This is a genomic window from Nonomuraea sp. NPDC049695 (assembly GCF_040674955.1).
Taxonomy (GTDB): Bacteria; Actinomycetota; Actinomycetes; order Streptosporangiales; family Streptosporangiaceae; genus Nonomuraea; species Nonomuraea helvata.
Genome location: NZ_JBFANV010000036.1, coordinates 47,788 through 69,005, shown reverse-complemented (window position 1 = coordinate 69,005; position 21,218 = coordinate 47,788). Strand labels below are relative to the sequence as shown.

23 protein-coding genes and 1 pseudogene are annotated in these 21,218 nt (G+C 69.9%); 10 read left to right on the top strand and 14 right to left on the bottom strand.

Translation table 11 applies throughout. The annotated features are described in order from the left end of the window. Window positions 1-167 precede the first annotated feature (167 nt). The 4 genes and pseudogenes from AB0J64_RS28690 to AB0J64_RS28675 form a co-directional block, all read left to right on the top strand. A complete protein-coding gene (locus AB0J64_RS28690; protein ID WP_364033210.1) occupies window positions 168-1,355 on the top strand; it encodes a Cmx/CmrA family chloramphenicol efflux MFS transporter in 1,188 nt (395 codons plus the stop codon). A 5-nt stretch (window positions 1,356-1,360) separates the two neighbouring features. Then, window positions 1,361-2,173: a maleylpyruvate isomerase family mycothiol-dependent enzyme gene (locus AB0J64_RS28685; RefSeq protein WP_364033207.1), complete on the top strand. Its 813-nt coding sequence runs from the start codon at window positions 1,361-1,363 to the stop codon at window positions 2,171-2,173. An 80-nt stretch (window positions 2,174-2,253) separates the two neighbouring features. Further along, window positions 2,254-2,409, top strand: a complete 156-nt coding sequence (locus AB0J64_RS28680; protein ID WP_364033204.1) for a hypothetical protein — start codon at window positions 2,254-2,256, stop codon at window positions 2,407-2,409. 3 nt (window positions 2,410-2,412) lie between these two features. Next, window positions 2,413-2,529, top strand: a pseudogene (locus AB0J64_RS28675) (LysE family transporter); the annotation flags it as partial. A gap of 143 nt (window positions 2,530-2,672) precedes the next feature. Here the strand turns inward: AB0J64_RS28675 and AB0J64_RS28670 are convergent. Beyond that, window positions 2,673-3,782: an FAD-dependent monooxygenase gene (locus AB0J64_RS28670; protein WP_364033201.1), complete on the bottom strand. Its 1,110-nt coding sequence runs from the start codon at window positions 3,780-3,782 to the stop codon at window positions 2,673-2,675. A gap of 81 nt (window positions 3,783-3,863) precedes the next feature. On the opposite strand from AB0J64_RS28670, the gene AB0J64_RS28665 reads away from it, so the two are divergent. Further along, the gene (locus AB0J64_RS28665; protein WP_364033198.1) at window positions 3,864-4,577 is read left to right on the top strand and encodes a TetR family transcriptional regulator; all 714 of its coding nucleotides are present in this window, start codon (window positions 3,864-3,866) and stop codon (window positions 4,575-4,577) included. Window positions 4,578-4,807: 230 nt separating this feature from the next. On the opposite strand, the gene AB0J64_RS28660 is transcribed toward AB0J64_RS28665, so the two are convergent. After that, the gene (locus tag AB0J64_RS28660) at window positions 4,808-5,074 is read right to left on the bottom strand and encodes an alpha/beta hydrolase (protein ID WP_364033195.1); all 267 of its coding nucleotides are present in this window, start codon (window positions 5,072-5,074) and stop codon (window positions 4,808-4,810) included. 189 nt (window positions 5,075-5,263) lie between these two features. Then, entirely contained in the window at window positions 5,264-6,031 is a 768-nt protein-coding gene (locus AB0J64_RS28655; protein WP_364033192.1) for a neutral zinc metallopeptidase, read from the bottom strand. A gap of 138 nt (window positions 6,032-6,169) precedes the next feature. Here AB0J64_RS28655 and AB0J64_RS28650 point away from each other — a divergent pair, with 138 nt between their 5' ends. Then, on the top strand, window positions 6,170-6,640 hold the full coding sequence (locus AB0J64_RS28650; protein ID WP_364033190.1) for a hypothetical protein: 471 nt from the start codon (window positions 6,170-6,172) through the stop codon (window positions 6,638-6,640). 65 nt (window positions 6,641-6,705) lie between these two features. Here AB0J64_RS28650 and AB0J64_RS28645 read toward each other — a convergent pair whose 3' ends face one another. The 3 genes from AB0J64_RS28645 to AB0J64_RS28635 all read right to left on the bottom strand — a co-directional run bounded on the left by AB0J64_RS28645 (window position 6,706) and on the right by AB0J64_RS28635 (window position 8,041). Further along, on the bottom strand, window positions 6,706-6,870 hold the full coding sequence (locus AB0J64_RS28645; RefSeq protein WP_364033301.1) for a hypothetical protein: 165 nt from the start codon (window positions 6,868-6,870) through the stop codon (window positions 6,706-6,708). Next, window positions 6,840-7,076, bottom strand: coding sequence for a hypothetical protein (locus AB0J64_RS28640; RefSeq protein ID WP_364033187.1), 237 nt, complete (start codon window positions 7,074-7,076; stop codon window positions 6,840-6,842). The genes AB0J64_RS28645 and AB0J64_RS28640 overlap by 31 nt, the downstream gene beginning before the upstream one ends. A 125-nt stretch (window positions 7,077-7,201) precedes the next feature. Further along, window positions 7,202-8,041: an NAD(P)H-binding protein gene (locus tag AB0J64_RS28635; RefSeq protein WP_364033184.1), complete on the bottom strand. Its 840-nt coding sequence runs from the start codon at window positions 8,039-8,041 to the stop codon at window positions 7,202-7,204. A 228-nt stretch (window positions 8,042-8,269) separates the two neighbouring features. Between AB0J64_RS28635 and AB0J64_RS28630 the strand changes: the two genes are divergently transcribed. Beyond that, the gene (locus AB0J64_RS28630) at window positions 8,270-9,844 is read left to right on the top strand and encodes a carbohydrate-binding protein (protein WP_364033298.1); all 1,575 of its coding nucleotides are present in this window, start codon (window positions 8,270-8,272) and stop codon (window positions 9,842-9,844) included. A gap of 26 nt (window positions 9,845-9,870) precedes the next feature. Here the strand turns inward: AB0J64_RS28630 and AB0J64_RS28625 are convergent, their stop codons facing one another. From AB0J64_RS28625 to AB0J64_RS28600, 6 genes are all read right to left on the bottom strand, one after another. Continuing rightward, window positions 9,871-11,046, bottom strand: a complete 1,176-nt coding sequence (locus AB0J64_RS28625) for an MFS transporter (RefSeq protein ID WP_364033181.1) — start codon at window positions 11,044-11,046, stop codon at window positions 9,871-9,873. Between the two features lie 85 nt (window positions 11,047-11,131). Continuing rightward, entirely contained in the window at window positions 11,132-11,947 is an 816-nt protein-coding gene (locus tag AB0J64_RS28620) for a polysaccharide deacetylase family protein (RefSeq protein ID WP_364033178.1), read from the bottom strand. A gap of 168 nt (window positions 11,948-12,115) precedes the next feature. After that, window positions 12,116-13,333, bottom strand: coding sequence for a S8 family serine peptidase (locus tag AB0J64_RS28615; protein WP_364033175.1), 1,218 nt, complete (start codon window positions 13,331-13,333; stop codon window positions 12,116-12,118). Continuing rightward, on the bottom strand, window positions 13,330-14,070 hold the full coding sequence (locus AB0J64_RS28610; protein ID WP_364033172.1) for a hypothetical protein: 741 nt from the start codon (window positions 14,068-14,070) through the stop codon (window positions 13,330-13,332). Before AB0J64_RS28610 ends, AB0J64_RS28615 begins: the two co-directional genes overlap by 4 nt. A 273-nt stretch (window positions 14,071-14,343) precedes the next feature. Then, entirely contained in the window at window positions 14,344-15,048 is a 705-nt protein-coding gene (locus AB0J64_RS28605; protein ID WP_364033169.1) for an SDR family NAD(P)-dependent oxidoreductase, read from the bottom strand. A 23-nt stretch (window positions 15,049-15,071) separates the two neighbouring features. Beyond that, a complete protein-coding gene (locus tag AB0J64_RS28600) occupies window positions 15,072-15,773 on the bottom strand; it encodes a TMEM175 family protein (RefSeq protein WP_364033166.1) in 702 nt (233 codons plus the stop codon). 198 nt (window positions 15,774-15,971) lie between these two features. Here AB0J64_RS28600 and AB0J64_RS28595 point away from each other — a divergent pair, with 198 nt between their 5' ends. After that, window positions 15,972-16,628 carry a hypothetical protein gene (locus tag AB0J64_RS28595; RefSeq protein WP_364033163.1) on the top strand — a complete coding sequence of 219 codons (657 nt, stop codon included), beginning with the start codon at window positions 15,972-15,974 and terminating at the stop codon, window positions 16,626-16,628. A 110-nt stretch (window positions 16,629-16,738) separates the two neighbouring features. Next, on the top strand, window positions 16,739-17,347 hold the full coding sequence (locus tag AB0J64_RS28590) for a transglutaminase domain-containing protein (protein WP_364033160.1): 609 nt from the start codon (window positions 16,739-16,741) through the stop codon (window positions 17,345-17,347). Here AB0J64_RS28590 and AB0J64_RS28585 read toward each other — a convergent pair. Together AB0J64_RS28585 and AB0J64_RS28580 are read right to left on the bottom strand one after the other, a co-directional pair. Next, on the bottom strand, window positions 17,325-17,729 hold the full coding sequence (locus AB0J64_RS28585) for a hypothetical protein (RefSeq protein WP_364033157.1): 405 nt from the start codon (window positions 17,727-17,729) through the stop codon (window positions 17,325-17,327). The two genes, AB0J64_RS28590 and AB0J64_RS28585, sit on opposite strands and share 23 nt — an antisense overlap. 121 nt (window positions 17,730-17,850) lie before the next feature. After that, window positions 17,851-18,357 (bottom strand): DinB family protein, encoded by a 507-nt coding sequence (locus AB0J64_RS28580; RefSeq protein ID WP_364033154.1) that lies wholly within the window; start codon window positions 18,355-18,357, stop codon window positions 17,851-17,853. Between the two features lie 186 nt (window positions 18,358-18,543). On the opposite strand from AB0J64_RS28580, the gene AB0J64_RS28575 reads away from it, so the two are divergent. Next, the gene (locus AB0J64_RS28575) at window positions 18,544-21,183 is read left to right on the top strand and encodes a hypothetical protein (RefSeq protein ID WP_364033151.1); all 2,640 of its coding nucleotides are present in this window, start codon (window positions 18,544-18,546) and stop codon (window positions 21,181-21,183) included. The last annotated feature ends 35 nt before the right edge of the window (window positions 21,184-21,218 follow it).

The window sequence follows — 21,218 nt, the reverse complement described above, 5'->3', positions numbered from 1 at the left end:
CGTCAAGACGCTAGCCACCGGTCATCCGGTGGCTGTTTCGCGTTGACGCCGGGCTCTCCGCGAGCCGTGCGGATCATCGTGATGCGGCCGGTTCCTCTACGGGGCAGGACCGTCTCCCGGCCTGCCCGCTTCCCAATCGATCTTCGATGCGGTCGCGGAGTTCTCTCATGCCATTCGCTGTTTACCTGCTCGGACTGGCGGTCTTCGCCCAAGGGACGTCCGAGTTCATGCTGTCCGGCCTCGTGCCGGGCATCGCGCGGGACCTGCATGTGTCCATCCCCGACGCGGGGCTGCTGACCTCGGCCTTCGCCGTCGGGATGGTGGTGGGCGCGCCACTCATGGCGGTGCTCAGCCTGCGCTGGTCCCGGCGGGCCGCCCTGCTGGGCTTCCTGGTCACATTCCTGGCCGCGCACGTGGTGGGCGCGGTCACCACCAGCTACGGCGTGCTGCTCGGCACGCGGTTCGTCGCGGCGCTGGCCAACGCCGGGTTCCTGGCGGTTGCCATGGCGACCGCCGTCGCGCTCGCGCCCCCGAACGCCAAGGCGCGCGCCACCTCCGTCCTGCTCGGCGGCGTCACGATCGCCTGCGTCGCGGGCGTGCCGGGCGGCGCGCTGCTGGGCGAGGTGTGGGGGTGGCGCTCGGCGTTCTGGGCGGTGGCCGCCGCGCTGGTCCCGGCCCTCGTCGCCGTGCTCCGCTCCGTGCCCTCCGGCACCCCCGATTCCGCGGCCACGGGAGCGCGTGGCGAGTTGCGGGCGCTGCGGCGGCCACGGCTGCTGGTGCTCCTCGCGCTGGGCGGACTGGTGAACGGCGCCACGTTCTGCACGTTCACGTACCTCGCGCCGCTGCTCACCGGCGAGACGGGGATCGGGTCCACCTGGATGCCGCTGATGCTGGCCCTTTTCGGGCTGGGGTCGTTCGCGGGGGTGACCATCAGCGGGCGGGTCGCCGACACGCGGCCGGTCCGGCTCCTGGTGGGCGGCGGGACGGCGCTGGCCGCCGGGTGGGTCCTCTTCGCGATGACGGCCGGGGCGCCCGTGCCGGCGATCGCGCTCGTGTTCGTCCAGGGGACGCTGTCGTTCGCCGTGGGGTCCACGCTGATCTCCCAGGTCATGTACGCGGCCACCGGCGCTCCCACGCTGGCCGGCGGGTTCGCCACGGCCGCGCTCAACGTGGGCGCGACGCTCGGCCCGTGGCTGGGCGGCGTGACCATCGGGGCCGGCCTCGGGCTGCGCTCGCCCCTGTGGGTGAGCGCCCTGCTGGTGGCCGCCGCCCTGGCCACCGCCGTCGCCCACGTCGTCGGGCGTCCGTCATCCGCGAAGTCGGTGGAGCAGGACCATCCGGCTGAGGCAGAGTGAGTGCCATGGAACCCGCGTCACGCTTCCACCGCGAGGTCCGGGCATTCCAGGACGCCGTCCGGCAGGCGGCCAGGACCGGAGCCGCGCCGGCCGTGCCGTCCTGTCCCGGCTGGTCGGTCGCCGATCTGGTGATCCACCTGGGCGCCGTGCACCGGGGCGTGTTCAGCATCATCGAGGACCGGCTCGACGGGCCGCCGGACGCCTCCGACCTCTCCTTCGCCGGGCTGCCGCCGGACCTCACAGGGTGGCCCGACCCGGAGCACGCGCCCAACCTCGAGCCGATCCCGGACGAGGTGCTCGACTGGTTCGAGGAGGGGGCGGCCAGGCTGGGGTCCCTCTTCGACTCGCGCCCGGCCGGCGATCCCGCGTGGACGTGGTCGAAGGAGCAGACCGTCGGGTTCTGGGTGCGGATGCAGACCATCGAGGCCGCCGTACACCGCTGGGACGCCGAGAACGCCGACGGCGTCCCGCGCCCGATCCCCGAGGACGTGGCGGCCGACGCCGTCACGCAGACGTTCGAGGTCATGGCGCCCGCGCGGCGGGAGTGGACGCGGGCGCCCGCCGGAGCGGGCGAGCGGTTCCGCTTCCGGCGCACGGACGGCGAGGGCGACTGGGCGGTCCACTTCGACGGCCCTGACGTACGGCTCTTCTCCGAGATCTCTTCGGAGGCCGCCGGCGGCGCGTTCGACGTCGAGGTGGCCGGGAGCGCGTCGGACCTGATGCTGTTCCTCTGGCATCGCATCCCGGCCGACGGTCTCGACGTGCGCGGCGACAAGGGCAGGCTCGACCGCTACTTCGCCCTCGTACCTCCCGTATGACCTAATCTGACCGGCATGAAGTCAGCGCCACGTGGCCGGGGAGCGTCCGGTGAGCTCCCCCGGCCGTCACAGTGAGCGCCGTGTCCGAGGTCTTCATGCTGGCCCTGTGGATCGGGTTGCTGTTCAACGCGGCGCCGGGTGCGGTGTTCAGCGAGTCGCTGCGGCGAGGTGTGCGGGGCGGGTTCGGGCCCGCGTTCGCGGTGCAGGTCGGGTCGCTGGCGGGCGACGCCGTGTAGGCGCTGCTCGGGCTGGCCGGGGTCGGGGCGCTGTTCACCGTTCCGGCCCTGCGCGTGCCGCTGACGGTCGCCGGCTGCCTGCTCCTCGCCTGGCTCGGGGTGACGGGGCTGCGTGATGCGGCCTTCCCGCGTCCCGATGCTTCATCTGCGCGGGGCTCATCGCACTGCTGCGCAGGGCCCTGCCGCCGCTCGCCGTACGGCTCCTGGAGGCGGCGTGCGGGGCGGCGCTGCTGGTCTTCGCGGCACTCCTCGCCGCCCGCCTCCTATGAGCCCCGGCTGAGGAGCCCCATCGACGTGGCGAACGCGTTCCGCGCCCACATGCCCAGGTGGTTCTTCGGCACCATCATGCGAACGTTCGGCCCGATCCGCTGCTTGCGGTCGACCAGCTCCCTGTGGCTCTCCTCGTACCTGCGGAAGGCGACCCGGTGGTCGGAGGCGCCCGCGAGCTCCTCCGCGAGCCGGTACGCCCCCACCACGGCCAGCTCCGCGCCGGCCCCCGAGGCCGGGGAGGCGCAGTAGGCGGCGTCCCCCACGAGCGCCACCCGCCCCTTCGACCACGACGGCAGCCGCGCCTGGCTCAGCGCGTCGAAGTAGAAGTCGGGGTCGGCCAGCGCGCCTTCGAGCAGCTCGCTCACCCGCCAGGATGTATCGTGCCCGAACGCCTCCTTCAGCAGCGTCCTCTGCTGCTCGACGTCGCGGTGGTCGTACGCCAGCGGCTCCGACCTGAAGATGAAGTACGCCTTCGCCTGGGCGTGGTTCCCCGACCGGTAGAGGCCCGCCATCTTGCCCGGCTGGTTGTACATCGTCACCCACCGGTCCTCCCCCAGCGCGGAGTCGGCGTTCGCGAAGGCGAAATAGTGCCCCATGTGCCGCAGTAACCCGTCCTCGGGCCCGAAGGCCATCCGCCGCACCGAAGAGTGCAGCCCGTCGGCCCCGACGACCAGGTCGAACCGGCGCGTCGTGCCTGCCTCGAACGACACCGTCACGCCGCCGGCGTCCTCCTCCATCGACCCGACGGAGTCGCCGAAGAGGTACTCCACCTCCGGCGCGGTCACCTCGTGCAGCAGCGCCACCAGGTCGCCGCGCATGATCTCGATCTCGCCGTTCCGGCTCATGTTCATCCGCGCCACGGCCCGGTCCGCCGCGTCCACGAACTTGATGCCGCGCACGTCCGCCGCCGCGGCCCTGACCCGCGGCATGATCCCCATCTGCTCGGCCACCTCGGTCGCCTGGTCCCGCAGGTCCACCCCGTTGCCGCCGGTGCGCAGCCCCGGCGCCCGCTCGACCAGCGTGGCCCGCATCCCATGCCTGGCCAGCCAGTACGCCAGCGTCTGCCCGGCGATGCTCGCCCCTACCACCAGAATCTCGGCCATCAGTTCTGCCTCCCTGACCATCGGTCAGGACGAGACTATAGGCTCCCGACCACCGGTCAGGCAAGGTCTAGAATCGGCGGGGTGACGGACGACACTCGCTCGCGGATCCTCGAGGTGGCACTCGACCTGTTCGCCGCGCAGGGCTATCACGACACCTCGGTACGCGAGATCGCGGAGCGGCTCGGGCTCACCAAGACCGCGGTCCTCTACCACTTCCCCAGCAAGAGCAGGATCGTCGCGGCCCTGGCCGAGCCGCTGCTGGCGGACATGGAGGCCGCGATCGACGCGGCCAACCGCGCCCCGGCCGGCGATGAGCACCAGAAGCGGTGGGCGGTGATCGAAGGCCTGCTCGACGTCTGGCTGGCGCACCGCCATCTGCTGCGGCTGCAGATGCGCGACCTCGCGCTGGCCGCGGACGGGTCGGTCTTCGAGCGTTTTCGGGACGCCGCGCATCTGGCCGAGCACATCATCGCCGGCCCGCTCGCCGACCACGGCGACCGCATCCGCGCGGTGCAGGCGTTCGCCATGCTCAGCGACCCCGTCGTGATATTCGCGGACCTGCCGACGGAGATGCTGCGGCCCGCCGTGCTGGCCGGGGTGGAGCGCCTGCTGGAGGAGCGTTCCGAGCCTCAGCAGGCCCGTCGCCGCGGCAGGCCGGGGGCGATGACGCCGGAGGCGGTGGAGCGGGCCAGGCGCATGCACGCGTCGGGCGAGCACACCGCCGCCGAGATCGCCCGCGCCCTCGGCGTCTCCCGCGCCACCCTCTACCGCCACCTTAATATTGAGACACAGTGAGACATTTTTGAGACGCCGCGTCCGCGGGTGCCGGCAGATAAACCGGTGGTGCGTGGGCATCCAGCGGGGCTACGGTTACTGCAGGTCAGCGGGCAGGAACGCGCGCTGTCCCCACGGGCCCGCGGCTCAACCGTACGGAATCGACCGACGGCGAGGCGATGGTCACCACTGGCGCCGTCCTAACGCCCCCAGACGATCGCGAGCCGCGGGTCCCGCCTCTCACCGGTTGCTCATCGGCCGGCGAAGCCGTCGACGGCCGCGAAGAGCTCCTTCTTGAGCGTCTCGCTCCCGGTGTGCCCGGAGTCGTCCACGACGACCAGCTTGGCGCCCGGCCACGCCTTGGCCAGCTCCCACGCAGTGTCGAGCGGGCAGCTCAGGTCGAGGCGGCCGTGGATCAGCACGCCGGGGATCCCGGCCAGCCGCCCCGCCTCCCGCAGCAGCACGCCCTCCTCCAGCCACGCGGCGTTGGAGAAGTAGTGGGCGCAGATGCGGACCAACGCGTGCAGGGCCTCGGCCGGGCGGTCGCTGTAGATGGCTTTCCCTCCGGGTTGCCGCAGACCTCCCAGTAGACGAGGTTGCCGTCGCCGGTGTCGAGCATGCCGTGGTCGTACGGCTCGATGGGGGGATACATGCACGATCTTATCGAGACGGCCGCGGTGGCCCGGCGGACCACCGCTGCCGCCGTGCTAAGCGACCTTGGACGACGGGGCCGTCCAGGTGTTGCACGAGCCGGGGTCGCCGGTGGCGAAGCCGCGCTTGGACCAGGCGCGCCTGGTGGCCGCCTTGCCTTCGTCGCGGTCCTCGCCCCGGACGTCGCCTGAGAGCAGACTCACGAAGTAATCCCAGTCCTTCGAGGTCCGCCCCTCCATCGGCCAGACGCTCTTCAGGAAGGCGCCGGCGAGGCAATCCTTCTGGAGCCGGTAGCGGCGTTCCTGCTCGAAATACTCGGCCTTGTTGCGGTACGGCATGGCGTCATAGGCGACGTCCATGCCGGTCAAATTCTGAACGTGATAGCCGTACATGTAGGCGGTCGTCTCGAACAACCAGAGGTCCTCGGGATCACTGACCCATCCCTTCCCCACCTGGAAGAACAGCGTGTGGTTCTTTGCGCAATACCACGTCTGCGACTCCTGTTTATCCGGCTTGAAGCCGCAGGTCTTGGGGATTTTGGCGACGTGCCGCACCTTGATGGGGGAGTAAGGCAGGCCGGCGCCGGTGAGGTGCTGTTCCCAGGTGGTTTCCAGGCAGGCGACGACCGCGTCGATGTAGGCGCGGGCCAGCTTGCGGTCGCCCTTCTTGACCTTCGGCTCCGTGCAGGTCGTCGTGGGCAGCGGGCCCGCGTCATAAAGCGGGTTGGCGATGAGCTTGGGGTGCTTGACGGGATATGCGGCGGCCTCGGCGGTGGCCGTTCCGGCTAAAGGCACCATGAGGGCGCACGTCAGCGCCGCGGTCATGAGAAGTTTCACGAGGCGTGAGAATATGGCCTCGCGCTGACGAGAGCCAGCTCCAGATGAAAAGTAATTCAGTCGGCACTTAGCGTGCGGGCGGCCGCCGATAGGCTCGTTCGTGAGAACGCCGGAAGGGGCTTCGACATGCATGGCAGACATCTCGCGCTCGCCCGGCTCGACGTCCTGGTCGGCCGGTGGACGGTGCAGCCGAAGGTGGACGGCGTCGGGCGCGCGTGGAGCGAGTTCGCCTGGCAGGACGACGGCCAGTTCCTCCGCCAGTTCACCGACGCCGAGCCGCTGCCGGCCGCCGCCCCGCAGGCGTGGCGGGACAACGCGCCGTTCCCGACCGTCGCCCTGATCGGGCTCGACGACACCACGGAAGAGTTCACCATGCTGTACGCCGACGCGCGCGGCGTGCACCGGGTCTACCGGATGACGCTGTCGGACGGCGAGTGGCGGATCTGGCGGCACGCGCCGGGCTTCAACCAGCGCTTCCACGGCACGTTCAGCGCCGATGGCGACACGGTGAACGCCCGGTGGGAGATGTCGAAGGACGGCCGGACCTGGGACCTCGACTTCGAGCTCACGTACGCGAGAGCGGTCCAGAACCGGTAGTCAGGATGTCGTCGAGCAGCCGGAGGCGCTCGTCCAGGCGCAGCTCCGACCGCTCCCGGATATCGTCATCCACTGATCTCGGCAGGCCCCGGTACCACGGGCAACGCGGCCGGTCCCTCGGTGATGATCGACGAGTTGTAGACGATCTCGTCCTCCCCTGCCGCCAGCCGCAGCTCGGGGAAGCGGCCGAACAGCGAGCTCAGCGCGATGCGGGCCTCCAGCCTGGCCAGGGGCGCCCCCAGGCAGAAGTGCGGCCCGCGGCCGAACCCAGGTGCGTCTCCTGGCCGCGTGAGATGTCGAACCTCCCCGCCTCCCCGCCGAACCTGGCCGGATCCGTCCCCGCGCCGGCCAGCCCGACGACGATCGGGGTCCCGGCCGAGATCGTCCGGGATGCCCGCTCTCCGGGGACCGGGAGCTGCTGGGGAGGGGTGGCCATGAGAGACCTCCGATGCGCGAGCGTCCTCCCCAATGTCCGCTATGCCCCGCTACCGGCCAAGACGGATCAGCTGTCACCGTGAGGCCGTCAATCCCTGCCGACCGCGCCACACCCTGGCCGCTGTTTCACCGGAAGTCGGCGGCGTGGTCGGCCGCCCACTGGCGGAAGGTGCGTGCCGGCGTCCCGGTGATCTCCTCCAGCGCAGAGGTGATCAGTCCGGAGTGGGGTCGCGTCTCCGCACTCGCCAGCAGGGCCTCCACCAGGGCCAGCGGCCTCCCGTCCGCGAGCATCTGTGCGCGTGCCGTCTCCACGGGCACCTCCTCGAAGCGCAGCGGGCGTCCTACAGCCTCCCCGATCGCGCGTACCTGCTCGGCTCTGCTCACCACCTCCGGCCCGGTCAGCACGTACGTCGCGCCCGCGTGCCCGTCGTCGACCAGCACGCGCACCGCCACGGCCGCGACGTCCCGCGGATCGACCACGGCGGTGGCCGCGATGCCGGGCCCCCGTACGACCCCGGTCTCGCGGATCTGCGCGGCCCACCCGCGGGTGTTGGAGGCGATGGTGTTCGCCCGCAGGAAGGTCCATTGCAGACCGGACTTCTCGATCAGGCCCTCCATGTCGGCATGGAGCTGGTTGATCGGGTCGCTCTGCCGCTCGGCTCCGTCGTTCACTCCCGAGGACGAGAGGTAGACGACCCGGCGGGCCTGGCGCCGGATCACGTCCAGGACGGCCGGGGCGCCGTCGGCGGTGAGAAAGGGCCAGACCAGGAAGACGGTCTCGACGTCCGCCAGGGCCGGCTCGAGCGTGTCCGGCCTGGACAGGTCGCCCTCCGCCGTCTCCACCCCGGTCGCAAGACGACGGGGCTCCCTCACCAGCGCGCGTACGGGGACGCCGGCGGGCACAAGCCGGGCCAGCACTTCCCTGCCGACATTGCCGGTCCCACCGGTCACAAGAATCCTGCTCATGCTCCTCATCAGCCCGCGCTGCGGCCGGCGGCATTCCGGTCGCAGGCGGTGGATGAAAGTTTCACCGGCAGTTGACGCGGGGAAAGCGCTTTCCTACTGTGGCGGAGGTTTCATCGATGTTCCATGCTTTGCCCGGGCAAGGACACAGAAGGCGATCTCGTACGCGGCGTCCCGGCGCGGCTCGACCATGCGCTCGCGCCGCCGTACCGACACCATTGGAGAAGGATGATGCGCCTGAAAGCCGTCCTCGCGTGCGCCGGCCTGTTAGCCGGAGCATTCGTCACACTGTCACAGACCGCCGCGCATGCGGCGCCGACGCGGTACGAGGCGGAGAGCTCGCCCGCTGTCTGCAGCGGCACCATCGACAGCAACTGGTCCGGGTACTCGGGCAGCGGGTTCTGCAACGGCACCAACGCCACCGGCGCCTACGCCCAGTTCACGGTGAACGCCGGCACGGCCGGGACGGCGACGGTGAGCGTGCGGTTCGCCAACGGGACCACGGGTGCCCGGTCGTCCGATCTGATCGTCAACGGCTCGACCGCGCAGAGCGTCTCGTACGAGGGCACCGGCGCGTGGAACACCTGGGTCACCAAGACGCTCACCGTCTCCCTGAACTCGGGCAGCAACACCATCCGGTTCAACCCGACCACCTCGAACGGCCTGCCCAACATCGACTACATCGACGTCGAAGCGGGCGGCACGACGCCTCCGCCGACGAGCGGCACGCTCTACGTGGCGCCGAACGGCAAGGACAGCGCGGCCGGAACGCAGGCGGACCCGACGACGCTCACCTCGGCGATCACCCGCGTCACCTCCGGCGGGACGATCTACATGCGCGGCGGGACGTACAACTACTCGCAGACGGTCACCATCGCGCCGGGCAACAACGGCACCTCGAGCGCCCGCAAGAAGCTCTCCGCCTACCCGGGTGAGACTCCGATCCTGAACTTCTCGGCCCAGAGCGAGGACTCGGCCGCCCGCGGGCTCGCCGTGAACGGGTCGTACTGGCACGTCTACGGCATCATCGTCGAGCGCGCCGGCGACAACGGGATCTTCGTCGGTGGCAGCAACAACATCATCGAACGCACGGAGACGCGCTTCAACCGCGACACGGGGCTGCAGCTCTCGCGGATCGCCTCCGACACGCCCCGCGACCAGTGGCCGTCCAACAACCTCATCCTGAGCGCGTTGTCGCACGACAACGCCGACTCCGACGGCGAGGACGCCGACGGCTTCGCCGCGAAGCTCACCGTCGGCTCCGGCAACGTCTTCCGCTACTGCGTGTCCCGCAACAACATCGACGACGGCTGGGACCTCTACACCAAGACGGACACGGGAGCCATCGGCCCGGTGACCATCGAGGACTCCCTGTCGTACAACAACGGCACCCTCAGCGACGGCAGCCAGGCCGGCAACGGCGACCGCAACGGCTACAAGCTCGGTGGCGAGGACATCGCGGTCAACCACACCATCCGGCGCAACATCGCCTACCACAACGGCAAGCACGGGTTCACCTACAACCGCAACCCCGGCACGATGTCGATCTCGAACAACGTCAGCATCGACAACACCGAGCGGAATTTCTCGTTCGACGCCGGCACCTCGGTGTTCCGCAACAACACCTCCTGCCGCAGCGGCAGCGGGACCAACGACCGGATCGTCGGTGACGCCGACAGCTCCAACCAGTTCTGGTCCGGCTCGAACGGGTCCCGGTGCTCCTCCTACGCCGGCGCCCTGAACTGGTCCTTCGCCTCGGACGGCCGCCTGGTCGTGACCTTCGGCGGCAGCCCGGTGACGCCGTAACAGGCCTCTCCCCAGAACCCCCTGTATCAGGGGGTTCTGGGGAGCGACCCCAGGGATGCCGCCATGAGCAGAGCGGCCACACCGCCCCAGATCATCACGGTCGAGACCGAGAAGGCGTCGACGACGCGGCCGCCGACGAACGCGCCGAGCGCGAAAGTCGCCTGGAACGAGGAGGTGAAGACGACTGTGGCGGCTTCCGGCGCGTGGGGGGCCGCGGCGATGAACGACGCCTGCGAGCAGACAGGCACGCCTCCGTAGGCCAGCCCCCAGACCACGAGCAGCGCCACGGCGCCGACGGCCGTGCCGCCGGCCGAGGGCAGCAGCAGGGTGGCGGCCGCGATCAGGCCGCCGCAGGTCACGAAAGCGCCTCGCAGATGTGTGGCGGTGGCCTTTCCGGCCAGGAAGTTGCCGGCGATCCCGGCCACTCCGTACGCCAGCAGGACGGCGCTGACGACCGCGGGATGCAGCCCGGTGACGTCCTGGAGGAAGGGCGTGACGTAGGTGTACGTACCGAAGTGGGCCAGGACGATGAGAAAGGTGGCCAGCAGGGCGACGGCGCCGCCGCGACTGCGCACCAGATCGAGCAGGGCGCGCGGGCTGGTGACCTGGTGGGCGGGCAGCCGCGGCAGCAGCATCAGCAGGGCCGCCAGGACCAGAAGGGCCAGCGCGGCCAGGACCAGGAAGGCGGTTCGCCAGCCGGCGAGCTGGCCGATGAGCGTCCCGGCCGGCACGCCGAGCACGGAGCCGAGCGGCACGGCGGAGAAGATCACGGCGGTGGCCGTGCCGACGGCCCTGGGCGGCACCAGGCGACCGGCCAGCCCCGCCCCGATCGACCAGAACCCGCCGATCGTGAGGCCGACGAGCACCCTGGAGATCAGCATCACCCAGTAGGCGGTCGCCACGGCCGCCAGCACGTCGGCCACGGCGAGCACCGCCATGAGGACGCAGAGCATCAGGCGGCGGTCCAGGCGCGCGGTGCTCAGCGTGACGGCGGGTGCGGCGATCGCCGCGACGACGCCGGGCAGCGCCATGGTCAGCCCCGTGGTGCCGTCGGAGATGCCGAAGTCGGCTCCGATGGCGGTCAGCAGGCCGATGGGCAGGATCTCGCTGGTGACGATGGCGAAGATGCCCAGCATGAGCGAGGCGACCGCGAGCCAGCTGATCAGTGGCGGGCGTGATGGAGCGAGCGTGGTGGTTGACATGGTTCCCGTTTCCGCAAGAGCGCGTGATCAATGGGAAACCAGCCAAGCAATGATGCAGTGACAGGCACCGGCAGATTTCGGACCCCTACAGGGTGCGATTGGTGGCGATCCATGCCTGCTGGAGCATCCGGTAGTCGATGACGGTGACGCCCTCTTGGCGGAGGAGCTCGCGAGCGGCGGCCGAGATGAGGAATTCGTAGTCGGTCCGGCGGACGAGCCAGCCGCTGTCCATCGCGTGTGTCTCCTCGGTGCCCAGGCTGGGATGCACGGCCCATTCGCTGAGTCCCGCCGGCAGTTCCCGCAGCAGACGGGAGTAGGTGAGCTCCTTGTTCCGGGTGTCCAGGGAGAAGCTGTCCAGGAAAGGGTGGTCGACCACCGGCAGGCCCTGGCCGCGCGCCTTTTCCCGTCCCGGCTGGAGCCAGACCCGTACGGCCAGGCCGTACTCCGCGGCCAGCGCCACTGTCAGGTCAAGGATGTCGTCACGACCGCCGTCGGCCAGGCAGTGGAAGTCCAGATGCGTCGGCGCGAGGCCGGCGTCGAGCACGGTGTCGATCTGTGCGCGGAACTCGAGTTCGACCTCGTCGAGGCGGGCACGGGCGAGGAGAGCGGAACGCCCGGCGGCTGTGGGCGCGAGCAGGTGACCCTCGTCGTCGAGCAGTGAACGCACCCGCTCCCTCGCCGCCAGCGGCCCCCACGGCTTGGCGGTCATCTCGCAGACCAGGGTGAGGTGGATGCCGAAGGGGATCTCCGGCCGCCGGCGGAGCAGCCGCATGGCGTGCCGCGCGGCCGGACAGGGCGCCATCAGGCTGCACGAGCCTGCGATGCCCTGTTCGATCGAGTCGATCACGGCGGTGTTGATGGCGTCGTCCATGCCGAGGTCGTCGCAGTTGACGATGAGCACCCGAGCATCCGGCGGAAAGCCCAGCAGCTCACTTGAGGAGACCGATGGCGCGGCAGGCTCTCGAGCAGGTCCGTTCATACGGCAAGAGTGGCGGCCCGCGACGAACCGGCGCACGCGAATTTCTTGGGCGGAACCGGATCCGGTGCGCACGGCCGTAGCAGGGGTACCTCACCGAGGAGGGATCGGCGGGCGGCCGGGCGCGGGGCGCGCGCGGGGCCGGCGCATCAGCAGCGCCGCGCCCACCAGGAACAACAGCCCCACCCCGGCTGCCGTGCCGCCCACGGCCACGTACGTCATGTCGATCGGCGGGTGGGTGGTCGGCGCGGCGACCGGCCCGCCCCCCAGGTACTCCTTCCCCTTGTACGGAGCAGCCGCGATCTTGGCGTCCTCGGCGGCGCCCGCCGCCTGCACCGCCGCCGCCGCGTCGATCAGCCCGAAGCCGAGGAACACGGTGTAGCCGGCCGGCGGCTTCTTGGCGGTACGCACCAGGATGTCGCGTACCTGCCGCGGCGTCAGGTCAGGCTTTCGGGACAGCATCAGCGCCGCGGTGCCCGCCGCGAGCGCACAGGCAGGAGAGGTGCCGTCCCCCGACCGGTAGCCGCCGCGGTTGTCGGCGGCGTAGATGTCCACGCCGGGCGCGGCGATCGTGTTGTACGTGTGCACCTGGGAGAAGTCCGCCCGCACCCCGTTGGGCGCCATCGCCGCCACCGCGATCACTCCGGGGTACGCGGCCGGATAGGAGACGACGTTGTTCGCGTCGACCTCCAGGGGGTCGGTGGATCCGCCGTTTCCCGCGCTCGCCAGCAGGATGGCACCCTTGCCGAGGGCGTAGTCGACGGCCGCGGCCGTGTCCTCACCGTAGCCGCTGCCGAAGCCCCACTCGTCGGTGCCGAGGGACATGGAGATCACCTGGGCGCCCTTGTCCACGGCGTACCGGATGCCCTTGGCCAGGGCGGTGGCCGCTTTGAGGCTCTCCTTGTCGGCGGCGACACGGCCGGACTTGGCGGCGGCCTCCGCGCGTTTGCGTGCCGGGTCCTCCCGGTCCCAGAGCACCCGTACCGAGAGCACCCGGGCCTGGGGCGCGACCCGCAGCACGCTGGAAGCCATGGCGGTGCCGTGCGCGCCCCAGTACGACTGCCCGGGCCGGGCACCCCCGCCGATGAAGTCGGGGCCGCTCGTCACCCGTCCCCGGAACTCCGGATGGTTCTTCACGACCCCGGTGTCCAGGACGGCTACGGTGATCCCTTTGCCCTGTCCGAGCCGCTGCGCGGCGGGGACCTTCATGGCCCCCAGCTCCCAGCCCTGCGGCGCCTCTGCCACGGCCGGCGCGGCGGTGGCCGCGACCAGGCCGGTGACCAGCGCGAACGCTGCCAGCGTGCGGATCATGCCCCCACCTTCCTGGACTCGGCGCGCAGCCGGGTGGCGAGGCTCTCCGCGAGCCCTTGGGCGGTGTACGCCCACGCCTCACGGTCCTCCTGCTGCGGGTAGGACCGCTTGCCCCACGGTTCGGGCAGCTGTCCGGGCCTGCGGCCGTCCGCCGGTCCCGTGGTGACCGCCACGAACATGGGCGCCTCCCCGACGAGCCGGCCGCCGTTCCCGGTGCGCGCGGAGTCCTTCCACTGGGTGCCAGGCGCGGCCAGGGCGCGCACCGCGTGGTCCGGCTTCTCCTGCGCCTCGCGGATGATGTCCTCCAGATCCAGGCCGGCCTTGGAGTCGCGGAAGGCGACCAGGGCCACGGTGGCGGCCGTCCCTCCGGTGTCGTCCACGTACGTGGCGCGCATGGCCGCGACGCAGCCCCGCTCGGCGGCGGTCTTGGCCACTTCGCCGGAGAGCGCCGTCCGGCAGGAGGTGTCGGTGGAGATCGCGGCTCTGGTCCAGCCGCGCTCGTTGTTCGGGGAGGAGTATCCCTTGTCGGGGTGCTCCCGGCCGAGGTACGGCGGGAACAGCTTCTCGACGGGCACGTTGCGCCACAGTTCGTTGGAGTACGCCGAGTTGTGGATGACCTGCTGGCTGTTGGAGTAGGCGTGCGCGATGAGCGCGCCGCCGCCGAGCACGGCCAGCAGGCCGAACCCCGCGACGACGAGGCCCACGGCGATCCGCCAGCCCTTACGTCGGGGCCGCATCGGCTGTGGCTGGGGGTAGGGCTCACCCTGTGGGTGTGGCGGGGGCAGCTGTCCGGGTGCGTACGGGTGGGGATGCCCAGAGGGCGGCTGTGGGGGATGGAGCCCCGGCCCGGAGTTGGGCGGGGGATACATCATCGTCTCTCCTGTCGTGCGAGCCGGCCGATCAGGGGTCGGAGCACGGTTCCGTTTGAACCCCTTTGATCTTTTTGCGCATTCTGACCCTATCGGTCTGCCGTACGCACAGTCGTGCGTCAGACGACGGAGTGTCGCTGATCACACCCGGCCGGTCGGGCGCACGACGATCGTGTTCACATCCACGCCGGCCGGCTGCGTGAGAGCCCAGACGACCGCGTCGGCGATCGTGTCGGCGGTCAGGATGGAGCCACCCGGCGCACCACCTTCCCTGGCGGCGTAGAACGGCGTGTCGACCGGCCCCGGTGCGACCATGGTGACGCCGACACCGTCGGCCGCGACCAGCAGACGGGTGTTCTCGGCGAACGCGGTCAGCGCCCACTTGGTCACCGAGTACATGTTTCCCGGACGGTGCATGATGCCGGCCTCGCTGCCGATCAACACGATCTTGCCCTGGCTTTCCCGCAGCGCCGGGAGCGCCGCCTTGACCAGCAGCGCGGGCCCGAGCACGTTGGTCAGGACCATGTCTCGCCAGCCTTCGGGGTCACCGTCGGGCAGTGTGTCGAAGGTGTTGAAGCCCGCGTTCGCGATCACCACGTCGAGCCGCCCGAACCGGTCGAGCACCGCCTGCACCGCCCGCTGGACGTCGGCATAGTCGGCCGCGTCGCCGGATACGGTGACCAGGGCGTCCCCGGCCATCGCCTGATCGGCCAACCGGGCCAGTTTGCCCGCGTCCCGGCCGGTCACCGCGACCCGGTAACCCATTTCGAGCAGTTTGCGGGTGGTCGCCGCGCCGATACCGCCGGCGCCTCCGGTGATCAGTACGGCCGCATCGGCCATCGCCATGTCTCCTCAGTCGTGCGGTGCGTTCAGAAACGGTTCAGCGGCCGGATGTTCGGCGCGATCGCGGAGTTGAGCTGGAGTAGTACGAACAGGGCGATGCTGACATACGTGTTGATCGCACTCACCGCGAAGGCGACGACGTAGAGGCACTGCGGGATGATGATCCGGCGTTCGAACGCTCGCTGGAACGCATCGGTTCGTTCGGCGTCGAACAGTCTGGCCTTGCGGGCGTAGCGCAAGCAGGCCAGCAGCAACAGCCCGAGCAGGAGCAGGTTGATCCAGTAGACGGCGATGGCGAGCCGGAACGTCATGAACTTCGCCAAGAGCGCGGTGGAGAACGGCAGCAGCGACACGCCGAGGAGGAAGGTCAGGTTCAGCCAGGTGAAGTGCCGGTCGCAGCGGTCGAGCTGATCGAGCAGGCCCTGCGCCCCGACGTAGAACATCCCCAGCGTCAGAAAGCTCATCAGGTACGCCAGCAAGCTCGGCCCGACCTCACCGAGCGCATGCCACAATTCGCTTTCCGCGGCGAACGCTCCGGGCTGCCACAGCGGTTGCTCATGGTGTGCCAGTTCTTCTACCGGCACGCGCAGGTCCAGCACCAACAGCGTCAGCACAATGGCGAACACGCCGTCGTCCAGGGCGGCGAGCCGGCCGAGGTTGCTGCCCGCGACGCGGCGGTAGAGCGACCTCCGTGATCCATCTTCATCGGCCCGTACATCCGAATCCATGATCTGATCATCACAGAACCCCGGTCCCGGCCGCGACCGGAATTGGGCTCACCCCGAAACACCGCCACCACCTGCGAGAACAGTGTCTGTCTCAGGTAAGGCTGGATCACTGGGGCCGCGAGAGCATGGCGTCACCCTGAACCCCGCCAGTGAAGCCTTCTCGAAAACCGCGCCTGTCTCACTAACATCAAAGGGATCATGCCCAAGCGTCCATTCCTTGCCACGCTGGCGTTCATCGTGTCGATCGCCCTCGCAGCGTGCTCCTCGGTGGTGGAGCCGCCCCTTGTCTCGCCTTCGGACCCGGAGGTGAAGAAGCTACGGATCACGGCCAGGCAGGCGCTGAACGACCGCCTCGATCAGACGGTCAAAGCCGCGGCCCTGACCAAGGACATCAGCCGCAGCGGGCTCGACCGGTGCAGGAAGGGCAATGACGATGACAAGAACATGGAGGACTTCTCATCCAAGTGCATGCTCAGCCTCTATCGCGCCTACGCCTGGAACGGAGACATCGAAGCCCTTCTTGAGCGGTTGCCCGACTGTCCAGGAACGGCCGAGGTCAGGGACTACTGGCGCGAGTTCGGCGGCAAGCGGTACGACAACCATGTCTACGACGTCGGCGATCTTCCCGATCTCGACTGCGCCGGCGTGACGATGAGCTTCACTACTCACGCGCACGATGACGACCTCGACGTCCTGCCGGGCGCCAAGGTATGGGATCCGGACGGCGGCATGTACGAGCCGTACCACTGGGCGCCGGAAGGAACGCCCTGGCTCGATGCCTGGCTGCGAAATCAGCGTAGATACCGGTTCTTGGTGGCCATGGAGGCATCCAAGGATTACGCAGTGATCAAATGATAACGACATCGGCATTGGATCGACCTGGCGCATAAGGGGTCAGTACACGGAAGGTAGCGGCCATGGGGAGTTCGGCGCCCACACCCATCCTCGACTGGAGGCATCCTCGGGTGCTGCGGTTGGCGGCCGAGGCCCGGGAGGTTGGTGCCGAGGCAGAGCGAGCATTCCTGATCAAGGCTCACCAGCTCATCGCAGCGCGCGTGCGCCCGGTATACGCCATGAACGAAAGGCAGCCTGTCTCCACGACCCTGCGTCTGGGACGCGGCTCGTGCAGCCAGCGACTGGCGCTGCTGGAGGCCGTGGCACGTAGCCACGGGATCACCACTCGGGTCAGAGGATTACTGCTCGATGGACGCTTTTGGCATTCGCGGTTCCCGCGGCTGCGTGCGTTGATTCCCCGACGGGTGGTGCTCGCCTGGCCGGAGTTCTTCTTCGACAATCAGTGGGTGGCCGTCTCCGAGCTCTATGGCGATCTGGGCACGTTGCGGGCGGGAGGCCGATTCACCAACACCGGCGGTGAGACACTCTTCGACGCGATCGCGCGCACGGCCGTGGACTGGGACGGCAGCACCTGCTCCTCATGTGATCTGTCAGGCCAGGTGCTGGCAGACCTGGGCTATTTCGACTCCCGCGACGACCTGTTCCGCAGACACGGGCAAACCTTGTGCCTGCCGGTACGCATTCCCGCAGATCTCATCATGAGTCGTCGGGCAGCTTGAGCTGCGCTGTGGCCTCGACGGTGGAGCGGGAAGGGACGCGCGGCCGGGCCAACCAGGCTGCGGCCGGATATGCGATCATCCCGCTGAACACGATGAGGATGAAAGCGCCGCTGAGCGACACGGGCAGCAAGGCCTCGGCGAACTGCCAGATCACCACCAGGAAGAGGGCCGCCAAGACTGCCACGGGCCACGATGGCCGTACTCGTAGGAGATACAGGATCGGCCAGGCGAGCACGATCGCAACCCAACGCCCGATCTCCCACGCCTGGACGACATAGCCGAAACATCCGGTGTACTCCCCGCACTGCGGCGAGTCAGGAAAGAGGATGGCCATTGAGGCCGCCCACGCCAGAAGACCGACAGGGAGGATGATCCCGACCACGCCGGCCAGGGCGATTCGGCGGCCGGGCTTTCCGTGCGTCAAGGGTTCATCGGACCGCGTGAACAGAGCCGATCGGTCCGCGTCACATTTGGCCATGAGCCCAGTATCCGTAGGTCGATGTTCACAGGCCAGTGGCGCCGTCGATGAGTTCACGGAGGATGTCAGCATGTCCCTCGTGCTGGGCGGTCTCCTCGATCATGTGGGTGTAAATCCATCTCAGTGACATACGGCCGAGTCGCTTTGACGGCACCGTGTCGTCGAGCGCGAATTCAGCCGCGATATGCCGGCTCTCCGCGCAGACTTTGTCGTACTCCGCGATGAGGCTGTCGAGGGTGTCGTCGGGGCTCAGTTCCCAGCTCTGATCGTCTCCTCGGGAATTGCCGGGGATGTCGGCGGGGTCGCGCTGCGCCAGCTGGCGTTGGAACCAGTTCCTTTCCACTGCGGTCAAATGCTTGATCAGCCCTGCCAGCGTCGTCATGGACGGCACGATCCGTCGTCGCGCGTCCGCTTCGGAGAGGCCAGCGACCTTGGCCTTGATCTGCCGGCGATGGCAGTCGAGGAACGCCTCCAGAACCTCGCGTTCGGTGCCGGTGCTGACCAGTTCTTCCGGCCATAACGGCGTGGACACGATGGGCACCTCCGTATTTGCGGTGAACGGGACACGCGGCCTACGGACTTTGACGGCAGTGGCGCACGCATTGTTGATCTTACGGAGATTTCTCAACGGAGGCTGCGTACCCAGGGAAAACACGGCCGACAGGGCAGACGGCATCTCGCTTGACTCCGGCTCGAAGCCCTCAGCATGATTGCCGACGTGATCAACGGGGGCTCGCCAATCAAAGGACCGGCCAGGAAGGTCCAGGAGGGCAGCGGGGGCAAGCCGTCCGCGTTCAGACTGGGCCTGTTATTCCTGCTCGTCACCACGGTCTTCGCCGGGCTCGGCATATGCGCCTTCTCCCTGGGCGATGCGGGAGTGCGCCACGCCGTGGAGACCGCTCCACCGCAGGCCGTCGGTGTCAAGGTGGCCGGGTTCATCAACGCGGGGAACTTCCCCACGTACGACCGGATCGTGCGGGAGCAGACGGCCCTGGCGTTCGGCGGCGCGCCCAGCGAGGTGACCACCTTGCTCCGCTCGGACGGCTACGCGATGCCGGGCCAGGAGAAGGTACGGCTCCGGCCGCCGGAGCGGCTCAGGTTCGACAGTTTCGACGGATTCAAGCAGCATGCCAGGCTGATCTCGGGTTCCTGGCCACGGGCGCGTACCGAGCCGGTCGAGGCGGCGATCTCACAGGCCGCCGCCTCGTTGAGCGGCCTCGAGGCCGGGGAGACGTTCACCACGATCGGCCGCATCGACGCCGAAGCGGTGCAGGTCAAGATCACCGGAGTGTTCCTGCCGGACGACCCGCTCAGCCCGCGCTGGGCCGGCGACCTGCTGTTCGGCCGTGGCGTCGAGCGGGACGGCTACACGACCTACGGCCCACTGATGGTGGATCAGGCCACCTTCCTCGAGCACTTCGCCACGACGGTCAACGCCACCTGGACCGTCATGCCGGACCTGCGTGACATGTCGGTCGAGCGGTTGCACGAGACGGTCGCCCGGCTGGCGGGCCTGCGGGAGCGGTTCAAGGCGAACGGATGCCCCGACTGCGCGCCGCTCAGCGCCCTGCCCGGCACGCTGGCGCGGCTGGAGGCCGCCTCGTCGGCGGCCCGCTGGACGGTCCTCGGCCTGGCGGCGGTCCTGGCACTGGCGCTGCTGCTCGTACCCCGCCCCAAGGGGACGAGGTGGGGGCCGGGCACGGCAGCGGTGACCGCAGGTTGCGCAGTCGTGGCGCCTTTCGCGGCCCGGCTGCTGTTCTCCCTGGCCGGCGCGGTGCCGTGGTGGCCGGCCTCGGGGCTACGGCCGCCGGCCGCCTTCGACATGGGAGCGCTCCTGGCGGCGATCCCGATGGCGCTGCTCGCTGCCGTACTGCTGCTCGTCGAGGTGCCGAGGCCAGGCATCCGGCTGCTCTCCATGGCGGTCGCCGCCGCAGTGGCCGTGGTCGCGGTCTGCGCTGCCGCGACCTGGCGAACGTCGCAGGCGGATCAGGCCATCCACCAGGCGGGCGCCGACCTGCGGCTGACCGGCCCTCCGGCAGGAGGCGCACCGGACGCCCTCGGCCGCGGCACCGCCTTCGCCGCGTTGCCGGGCGTCGCCGCCGCCGTGCCCGGCCACCGCGACCGCATCGAGATCGACCTTCGGTACAGCACCCTGCTCGGCATCGACGCCACCCGTCTCGCCCAGGTGTTCCGCCTGCGCCCCGATCTGTCGGACCGGACGGTTACGCAGATGGCGGCCGCGATGTCCGCCGGCCGGCCGAAGATCGGCGCCCTGCCGCTTCCCGGCGCCCCTCGAACGCTCACCGTCGAGGTGCAGGCGCCCGCCGACCCTCCGCGCCTGCGCGTGGTGGTCTCCGACGCCCTCGGGGCCTGGCACGACCTGCCCGTCGCACCGCTGCGCCAGGGCGCCACGAAGGTGAACGTGGACCTCGCCAGCATGGCGGGCCGGGACGGGAAGATCGCCTACCCGCTCTCCGTCCGTGGTTTCCTCGGGGACTCGATCGACGATTCCCCCCATGTGGTCACCGTGACCGCGCTGCGCGCCGATGGCCAGGAAGTGGCCCTGCCGGCGGATCAGCGCTGGTCGGAAGGCACGGAGGGCGGCACGGGACTGTTCTCGCTCAAGGTGAACGCCGCCGCGGCCGTCGTGCGGCCCGTACCGGTGAGCGCCGCCCCTGACCGGCCGCTGCCCATCGTGCTCACGCCCGAGCTGGCCGCGTCCGCGAAGCTCACCACGGGCCGGACCGGCTCCATCGCGCTGGGCCGCCAGCGGGTCCAGGTCCAGCTCGTCGGCGTCGTCGAGCGCATGCCCGGCATCCCCGTCCACGAGGCCGGCGCCCTCGTGGACCTGCCGTCCCTGCAGGCGTGGAACCTCGCCGCGGCACGTCCGCCGCTGCCCACCCCCGACTGGTGGCTCGCCGCCGACGGGAAACAGGTCCGCGCGGCGGTGGCCGGATCCGGCTGGGACGTCACGGTGATCGACCCGGTGGACCTGGTGGCTCCGCCGCCAGGCCTGCTGCCCGAAGCGCTCTTGCTGGGCCTGGTGGCCGCCCTCGGCCTCCTGCTCGGCACCGCCGCCACGGCCCGCCGGCGGGCCGTGTGGTACGCCGCCGCGGGCACGGTGCTCGGGCTGGGGCTCTGCTACGCCGCCGTACCCTGGCTCGTACGCGCCTGGCAGGGCGGGACCGTCATTCCGGACGTCGTGTTGGACCTGCCATGGCCCGCGATCGTCGCGCTGCCGGTGCTGTTCGCGGCCGTCACCGCCGTCGCGCACCTGATCCGCGGACGCGATCCCGTCGGCGTCAGCCCAGCCACCTCAAGAACGGCCCCGGATAGTCAAGCGGTCCACAGGCCCTGACCTGCTCGTCATCCGACCAAGCCCTTGACGCGCCT

Bases quoted from the DNA above. Each gene is read 5' to 3' on its own strand.
- AB0J64_RS28595 (WP_364033163.1), top strand. From the start codon at position 15,972: ATGCCCAAGCGTCCATTCCTTGCCACGCTGGCGTTCATCGTGTCGATC.
- AB0J64_RS28630 (WP_364033298.1), top strand. From the start codon at position 8,270: ATGCGCCTGAAAGCCGTCCTCGCGTGCGCCGGCCTGTTAGCCGGAGCA.
- AB0J64_RS28625 (WP_364033181.1), bottom strand. From the start codon at position 11,046: ATGTCAACCACCACGCTCGCTCCATCACGCCCGCCACTGATCAGCTGG.
- AB0J64_RS28615 (WP_364033175.1), bottom strand. From the start codon at position 13,333: ATGATCCGCACGCTGGCAGCGTTCGCGCTGGTCACCGGCCTGGTCGCG.
- AB0J64_RS28635 (WP_364033184.1), bottom strand. From the start codon at position 8,041: ATGAGCAGGATTCTTGTGACCGGTGGGACCGGCAATGTCGGCAGGGAA.
- AB0J64_RS28670 (WP_364033201.1), bottom strand. From the start codon at position 3,782: ATGGCCGAGATTCTGGTGGTAGGGGCGAGCATCGCCGGGCAGACGCTG.
- AB0J64_RS28605 (WP_364033169.1), bottom strand. From the start codon at position 15,048: ATGGCGATGGCCGATGCGGCCGTACTGATCACCGGAGGCGCCGGCGGT.
- AB0J64_RS28690 (WP_364033210.1), top strand. From the start codon at position 168: ATGCCATTCGCTGTTTACCTGCTCGGACTGGCGGTCTTCGCCCAAGGG.
- AB0J64_RS28650 (WP_364033190.1), top strand. From the start codon at position 6,170: ATGCATGGCAGACATCTCGCGCTCGCCCGGCTCGACGTCCTGGTCGGC.
- AB0J64_RS28640 (WP_364033187.1), bottom strand. From the start codon at position 7,076: ATGGCCACCCCTCCCCAGCAGCTCCCGGTCCCCGGAGAGCGGGCATCC.
- AB0J64_RS28600 (WP_364033166.1), bottom strand. From the start codon at position 15,773: ATGGATTCGGATGTACGGGCCGATGAAGATGGATCACGGAGGTCGCTC.
- AB0J64_RS28685 (WP_364033207.1), top strand. From the start codon at position 1,361: ATGGAACCCGCGTCACGCTTCCACCGCGAGGTCCGGGCATTCCAGGAC.
- AB0J64_RS28610 (WP_364033172.1), bottom strand. From the start codon at position 14,070: ATGCGGCCCCGACGTAAGGGCTGGCGGATCGCCGTGGGCCTCGTCGTC.
- AB0J64_RS28655 (WP_364033192.1), bottom strand. From the start codon at position 6,031: ATGACCGCGGCGCTGACGTGCGCCCTCATGGTGCCTTTAGCCGGAACG.